Raw genomic sequence first — 6,052 nt, forward strand, 5'->3', positions numbered from 1 at the left:
ATACATGATCAGGCAAGGAGCCTTGGCAGGGCTCCTTGCCGACAGTGGATGTATGTCTTGACTTAACCTCGAAATAAGCATTCACTAAGCCATCGGGATGCCAAACGACATGCGTATGAAAAGGCACAAAATTTTATGTGCGTGTTTCATCTCGATCCTTCTTTTAGCTTCCTCCTACTCCAATACATATACATCCCCCTTCGTCCTTGACGACATGCACTCCTTCGTGAAGAACCCCGTGACCCACGTGACCGAGTTGAGCCCTCAGACGTTGAAGCCTTTACACCAAACACAATTCGGCCCATGGCGACTCCTGCCCATGGTCTCCTTTGCCTTTGACTACTGGTGGGGCAACGGAAGCGTCGCGGCTTACCATGTGACCAACAACGTCATTCATGCCCTGTGCTGGCTCGCCTGCCTGTGGATGCTTTGGGTGCTCTTGAGCACGCCGCGTCTTGTTCCGGCCGACCGGGACAAAAGATTTTTCGGTGCTCTCAGCGTGGCGACCTTGTGGGCGCTTCATCCCGTGCAGACCAGTGCCGTAACCTATGTGGTGCAAAGAATGGCCACCTTGCAGGCCTTATTTTTCATGGCGGCGGTGGCGGCCTTTATTCAGGGGCGCCTGGGGGTTTATGCCAGCCGAGCCAAGGCGGCTTTCTGGTGGAGCCTAGCGGTGCTTTTTTCTTTGGGCGCGTTTTTGTCCAAAGAAAATGCGGCCATGCTGCCTGTCATTCTTGGTTTGATCGAGGTGACTTTTTTCCGACCGCGATGGTGGGCGGAACTTCCCCGGCGCTTTGGTGAATCACTGAAGAAACCTCGGATCGTTTTATTGGTCATCCTAGCGGGTGTCGTGGGGTTTTGGGTGGTGAGCTCACTGCTGGACTCCTTTTCAAAAGGGTACGAGATTCGTCATTTCACCATGAAAGAGCGCCTGTTGACGGAAGCCCGCGTTGTGATGCGCTATTTTTTCACCGTTCTTGTGCCCGATCCCAGGGCCTTGTCCCTTGAGCACGATGTGGAGGTTTCCCGATCGCTGTTTGACCCCCCGGCAACGGTCCTGAGTCTCGCGGCCATTGCAGGGCTGTTGTCGGCCTCGTTGTGGACCATAACGAGGTGGCCCCTCATCTCTTTCGGCCTTCTATGGTTTTTCTTAAATCTCGCCATCGAATCCAGCGTGGTCCCTCTGGAATTGATCTTCGACCACCGCATGTATCTTCCTTCTGTAGGCCTCATTCTGGCTGCCTTTGAGGCCGTGAGGCGAGTGTTTTCCAAAGCGGCCGGAAGGTGGACTATTCATGAGCGGGAAAAAATAGCCTGGAGCGCCGTCGCTGTGCTCAGTGCCGTTCTATGTCTAATGACGTTCGTCAGAAACGAGGACTGGGAAACCGCGGTGAACATCAATGCGGACGCTGTGCGAAAGGCGCCGAATCATCCCCGGGCTCATGCCAACCTGGCGTCCGCGTTAATTCGAGCCGGTCGATATGCGGAAGCGGTGGAAGCGGCCCAAAAGGCCGTTGAAGTCGGCCGCGACCATTTTGAAGAGCACTTTGTTGCCGCGACGAACCTTGTGATTGGTCGGCTGTACCTTGACGGAGAAGAGAAAGCCCTGGAAGAGGCCGAGAGGCTGCTCGGGACGGCGCCGAAAGCTCCCGACGCCACGGCGCTGCCGAATTTTCTCACCATTTTGGCTACACTGCAAACCCGGGCGGAAAGGTATCGAGAAGCCTACGGCTCTGTTCAAAAAGCGCTCGACGTTCTAGCCAAATTTCCTCGACTGCGTTCGGATGCGCCTATGGTCTACGCCGCCATGAACCGACTGGTGCAGGCCGTTGCTGAAAAGAATGAGGACATCGACGGGGACGGTTCCCCGGATCCTGGGGAACTTCAGCCGACGGAATGGATTGTGCGAAAGCTCCATGATCTGGGCGATTGGGAAGGGGCTAAAAGATTTGCCGACACCGTACCGGCGAGCCCCGTGGCCCAGGAAGTGCGAAGGGTGATGGCTTTGGCCGAGGAGCGCAATCGATTCCAGTCGGCGCAATGGGGTTACCGCAACTATTTATGGAAGCCCAAAGGACTGGCCGATGTGGCCGCAGGCGCCGCTTATGGGTTGCATCGATGGCATGGTTTCGCAGGTATCGAAAAGCTCGGGCTGAAGCTCCTTCACGTGGCCGAGCTTCGCCGACCGGACAATGCGGACGTGCCGCTCTTGAAAGGCTGGTATGCCTTTGAAGCGGGGCGTGCGCAAGAGGCGGTGGCGTTGGCGCGACAAGCCGTAGCCCTGGCGCCGCAGTCCGCCAAGGCCTGGATCGCTCTGGGCTTTTTTGAGCAAAGGGTGGGCAATGTAGAACGCAGTCTGGCGGCTTTTCAGCAAACGCTGGAACTGTACCCCGGCTATCCCAAGCGCCAAGTCCTGCAACAGCTCATGACGGAGCTGCACACGCAGCTTGCGGCCCAATCGGCTGAAAAAGAATCGGCGCAGCAGGCAAACGTCACGGCGACGTTTCATGCCCGGCGTTAAAAATGTGCGGACCGTCATCGGCTGTTTTTTGCAAAGGTTTTTCCTCAAGCTTTTTATTCCGCATGATCCAGCGAATTTTTTAAAGTTTTTTTTCCCTTCCTGCCGATAAGAAGAATGGATAGCGGTGCCTTTCTTTTGACCCTCGGCGGGGTCGGGCATGGGGAGTGCGTGGCGAATGCGTCCTATATGGGCGCGTGATGGGGGCGTATGGAGGTCCGGTACCCACCCTTTCGTAGGAAGCCGCTTTCGGCCGGAACTATGGCGACCGGCAGGAGTCGGTCCCTCCGGGGAAAATTCCAGGGGCGGGCACCAACAAGGGAGGGAGGCGCTCCTCAGCGTTCAAAACTGTGAGGTCCGCGAAAGACATGGTCCAGTCGAAAGACGCGAGGTGCCAAGGCGGTCTTTCGGTTGAGACAAGCGGGCCCGCACGAACGCCAAGGAAGGCATTGTCAATGGGGCTGGTCAGGCGTTGCACCTAAGGGAGACAGAGCAGAGGAGCGGGCGGTGAAGGGCGATACAAGAGTGAAGGCAGGAATGATGCGGCAGGTGCCTTGTTCAGCGCTTTCGCGTGTCTGCAGCCGCCCCAAAGACAAGAAAACGCCGGGGTTCACCCTGGTGGAACTCATGGTGACGGTGGCCATTTTGGCCATTTTGGGGTCGGTAGCTGTCCCTGCCTATGTGAATTACGTCAATCGAGCGCGGCAGAGCGAAGCCATTTTGGCTTTGATGAACATCAAGATGGATCAGGAAATTTTTTGGGACGATCACAATCGATACGCGGGAACCATCAGTTGCCTGCCATCCTTCGGCAACAACTGCTCGGGTGGAACGGCTCGCATAACCGCCGGCGGGTACAAGGTCAAGGTGTTGAACGCAGCAGGAAGCACCTTTCGAGCGCAAGCTGCCAAAAAGGTCTATGCCTATGCCTCCACCGACATCATCGAACTGCACGTGACGGCGGCCACACCGGATGCGACGCCCCAAGTGCTCCATCCGAACGCCATAGCCTTTTCCGTTTTCAAGTGGATTTTTGATTGAGGGGAAGCATGAAGCCACGGGTGGTCACGGCTTGCATTTTAGCCTGTGTGGGGGTTTTGGGATGGGTGGATGTGCTGAGGTGTTTCCCTTCGCAGAGCAGGGAAGGGGAACAGAAGGCCGTTTCCACGGCATGGTCACAGCCGGCGACTGCAGAGGATCACATTCCGTCGGCAAGCTTTGATTCCGGCCGGACACAGGAAGACGAAAAAACAGGGTCGGCCGCCCCACGGCTCGTTTCGCTTCGGGTGGATCCCGCGCGTCCGGTGACAGGGGACACGCTCCGAGCCGAGGTCACGGTGCAGGGGGAAAACCCCGACGAGGACCTTGTGGTGATTTGTTGGCACATGAACGGGCAAGATGTGGAAGAAACGGGCCCGGTCCTCAAACATCCCGTGAGGTATGGGGACTCTGTGTCGGTTACTGCAGAACTGCAGAGCTCCAACGGCAAACGCCAGATCCTATCAACGTACGTGTTGGTCCAAAATGCCCCGCCCACGATACGTGTGGCCCGCGCATCCATGAAAGCCGAAGAATACGTGGTGGAGTTGGTGACTGAGGATGCCGAAGACGATGCGGTAGCCTTGCGGCTTACCCAGGCACCCGAGGGCATGGTGCTGGATCCGGCGTCCAAAACGCTTCAATGGCGGCTCGGGCCGGAGCACCCCCCGGGTGTTTATCAGGTCGTGGTGGAGGGGACGGATGCCGTTGGCAACGTCGCCCAATATCAGTTGGACGTGACGGTTTCGCAGCCGTAAGCGGCGATGCTTTTGGTGGAGGCGGCGCAGTCATGAATGCACGTACCGGCGGCTCAGGGTTCACTTTGGTGGAATTGATGGTCACAGTGGCCATTGTGGCCCTTCTTTTGAAATTCGTGGGATGGGGATTGGCCGGCGTCACCAGCTATGAAGACGTGCGCATGGCGGCCCGCGGTCTGGAGACCGCGGTTCAGGAAGCTAAAACCCTCGCTTACGAAAAAGGTGCGGTGCATTCGCTGATTTTCTCCTGTCCACAGGTCGAGGCTACAGACTTTTTCGCGACGATAACGCAAACGGCAACCACACCGAGTCAACCGACGGAAACTGCCGTCGCGAAAGCGATGAGCCCTGGCTGCGAAGTGTGGAACTTTCTTCCAGGATTTCCATGAGCTTTTCGAGTTCATTGCCGAAAAACGATGACAACCAAACGTGCCTGGCCTTTGGCAGTGACGGCCGCCTGATGAAGGGACAGGGCGGCACGGTGACTTTTACGGCTACGGGAAAGTATGAAGCGCAGGCATCGGTGTCCATCAATTCTATGGGGTGGGTTCATGTGGACTAGATTGCAAGTGGGCGCAACAGGACGACCAAAAACACGCCTCGGCACGGCCTGCGGGTTTACCTTAGTGGAAGTACTCGTGTCTCTGATGGTTTTGGGGGTCGCCCTCGTGTCCTTATGGGGATTTCACTGGACCTCCCGCCATGTGAACATGCAGTCCAAAAGGGAAACGACGGCGCTCTTTTTGGCCAACGAAAAGCTGGAGGCGTATCGGCAAAAAATCCATGCGAACGACGACTTGTATAATCCCAACGGAACGGACAACGTGACCATAGAGAATGTTCTTTACACCCGAACGACAAGCTCGACTCCTGATGGGACGTATTCTTGGAAGAGAAATGTCACGGTTTCCGTTCGATGGGCGGAGCAAAGAGGTGGACAAGGTCAAGTGGTGCTGCAAACCATTGTGGTCCCTTAGCCGAAGAAAAGGCCTGGAAAGCAAGGGGCTTTTGGACGACCGCCGCGAGTCGCTCTACGGAGTCGCGGTGCCGCTGCCGAGAAGTCCAGCGGGGTGGGGGGCTGTCAGAAAAGAAGTGGGCTTTGAGGCGCGCGCCCGTGCCCGGACCGCGATGAGGCCGTCTGCGCGGGGAATGAAGGTGCGGAGCCCTGGGACGCTGTCCCTTCAAGAAACGGACTGCGAAGAGGCGGTTTCTTCGTTGGGCCGTATGAGCCTGCCCAAAGGCCAAGAAAAGGCACCTTCTGCGGGTCGCCTGGGCGGCAGGGCTTTGGGCTGGAGCCGAGCCATGACCCTTGTGGAGTTGATGGTGGCGCTGGCGGTGACGGCGCTCGTTGTGGCGGCGGTCGGCGGGGTCTTCTCGTCGCAGCACCGAAATTACGTGCGCGATCGGTCGGAAAAGGAAGTGATTCAAGATACAGTTGAGGTTCTCAGGGTTCTTCAAAGAGATCTTCTGCAGGCCGGCTGGGCCGTGGCCCCAAAGTTGGCTTTTCTCATTCGTGACGGCGGATCGGATGGGCCGGATCAGATTTTTGTGAACGACGTGGATCTCATCGATCCAGTCATCAACGCCGGTAGAATCATCGAAGCCTCCGAATGTCCCGGGTGCCTTCGTGTGAGTTCCAACTCCGGGTGGGTGGTCACCCTTAGCGATCCATGGCAGCCTTCTGCAGACTGGCGAAAGGTTATGGACATTAATGAGGACAATAAGACGGATTTTACGG

General features: G+C 57.1%; 6 protein-coding genes and 1 pseudogene. All 7 read left to right on the forward strand.

Annotation, left to right across the window (positions count from 1 at the left end):
• Positions 1–214: 214 nt before the first annotated feature.
• Complete coding sequence (locus ACUVSA_RS05590) at positions 215–2,521, forward strand: tetratricopeptide repeat protein (protein WP_445894085.1); 2,307 nt, start codon at positions 215–217, stop codon at positions 2,519–2,521.
• 504 nt (positions 2,522–3,025) lie between these two features.
• Entirely contained in the window at positions 3,026–3,559 is a 534-nt protein-coding gene (locus tag ACUVSA_RS05595) for a type IV pilin protein (RefSeq protein ID WP_445894086.1), read from the forward strand.
• A gap of 8 nt (positions 3,560–3,567) precedes the next feature.
• Positions 3,568–4,314 (forward strand): putative Ig domain-containing protein, encoded by a 747-nt coding sequence (locus tag ACUVSA_RS05600; protein WP_445894087.1) that lies wholly within the window; start codon positions 3,568–3,570, stop codon positions 4,312–4,314.
• Between the two features lie 32 nt (positions 4,315–4,346).
• Positions 4,347–4,424: pseudogene (locus ACUVSA_RS05605) on the forward strand (prepilin-type N-terminal cleavage/methylation domain-containing protein); the annotation flags it as partial.
• Between the two features lie 137 nt (positions 4,425–4,561).
• Positions 4,562–4,876, forward strand: coding sequence for a GspH/FimT family pseudopilin (locus ACUVSA_RS05610; protein WP_445894094.1), 315 nt, complete (start codon positions 4,562–4,564; stop codon positions 4,874–4,876).
• Positions 4,866–5,291: a type IV pilus modification PilV family protein gene (locus ACUVSA_RS05615; protein WP_445894088.1), complete on the forward strand. Its 426-nt coding sequence runs from the start codon at positions 4,866–4,868 to the stop codon at positions 5,289–5,291. Before ACUVSA_RS05610 ends, ACUVSA_RS05615 begins: the two co-directional genes overlap by 11 nt.
• Positions 5,292–5,463: 172 nt before the next feature.
• Positions 5,464–6,052, forward strand: a 589-nt coding sequence (locus tag ACUVSA_RS05620; RefSeq protein ID WP_445894089.1) for a prepilin-type N-terminal cleavage/methylation domain-containing protein, incomplete at its 3' end; no start/stop codon positions are given.

The sequence above is a fragment of the Desulfosoma sp. genome (assembly GCF_052743555.1).

Excerpts from the sequence above, each read along its gene's own strand:
- ACUVSA_RS05590 (WP_445894085.1), top strand. The coding sequence starts at position 215 with ATGCACTCCTTCGTGAAGAACCCCGTGACCCACGTGACCGAGTTGAGC.
- ACUVSA_RS05600 (WP_445894087.1), top strand. The coding sequence starts at position 3,568 with ATGAAGCCACGGGTGGTCACGGCTTGCATTTTAGCCTGTGTGGGGGTT.
- ACUVSA_RS05615 (WP_445894088.1), top strand. The coding sequence starts at position 4,866 with ATGTGGACTAGATTGCAAGTGGGCGCAACAGGACGACCAAAAACACGC.